At 59.7% G+C, this 756-nt stretch carries 1 protein-coding gene; it reads left to right on the top strand.

All coding sequences use genetic code 11. The annotated features are described in order from the left end of the window. The first annotated feature begins 349 nt into the window (after positions 1-349). Positions 350-685, top strand: a complete 336-nt coding sequence (locus ABD844_RS52330; protein ID WP_344897616.1) for a hypothetical protein — start codon at positions 350-352, stop codon at positions 683-685. The last annotated feature ends 71 nt before the right edge of the window (positions 686-756 follow it).

Here is a 756-nt window from a genome sequence, read left to right as displayed (position 1 = left end):
CGGACGGCGGCTCGGACGGACAGCTCGCGTTCGAGCGTGGCGGTTCGCTTGCGTCGCCGAATAATGACGGCGACGCCAGGGGCAATGCTGGACACAGAGTGTCCCCTCTGGCTTGTTGGCGCTGTGGCGTGGCGTTGCAACTGTATCAACATGCATGTCGCGTTGCCCAGAAGTGCGTGAAAAGTTGATCACGCTAAGTAGGCGCAACATGGCATCACACATGCGTTACACCTGTTGCATCATGGATAGACATATGCATCATCGAGCGATAGTGTCGTCTTGTCGCGAGACGCAAGAACAAGATCATTAACCCCTGAATGCACCATCACCAGCACGAACGGAGCGCGCTTTGCCTGTCTTCGATGAAGTTGTCTGGACAAAGCCAGCGCCACGCCACGGCGCGCCAGACTTCTCACGCATCGCCGACCAGCTCCGTGCCAAGCCAGGTGAAACAGCGATCATCGCGGAGTTCCCCACCGTTGTCGCCAGCGGCAGCGCAGAGGCCGCGAGCCTCCGCAACGCCGTCAACAGCGGTCGATTGGGGTTCGACGACCCCTCGGGAACGTTTCGCGCCAGCACCCGAACCGTAACCGAACGCGACGGGAGCAAGTGCGTCCGAGTCTTCGCTGTCTTTGACATCGCCAACTCCGTTAGCGGCACCGCTGACGAAAAGGACAGCCGTTGAACGTCATTACCATCGCCGTAACCAGCGAGCGTCTCGAAAACCTCGTCAAGGCGATCGTCGATCACCGCATC

This window comes from Nonomuraea antimicrobica, from assembly GCF_039536965.1.
GTDB classification, from domain to species: domain Bacteria; phylum Actinomycetota; class Actinomycetes; order Streptosporangiales; family Streptosporangiaceae; genus Nonomuraea; species Nonomuraea antimicrobica.
Note: the sequence above shows the minus strand (reverse complement) of the source record. Positions and strands in the feature narration are given on the sequence as shown.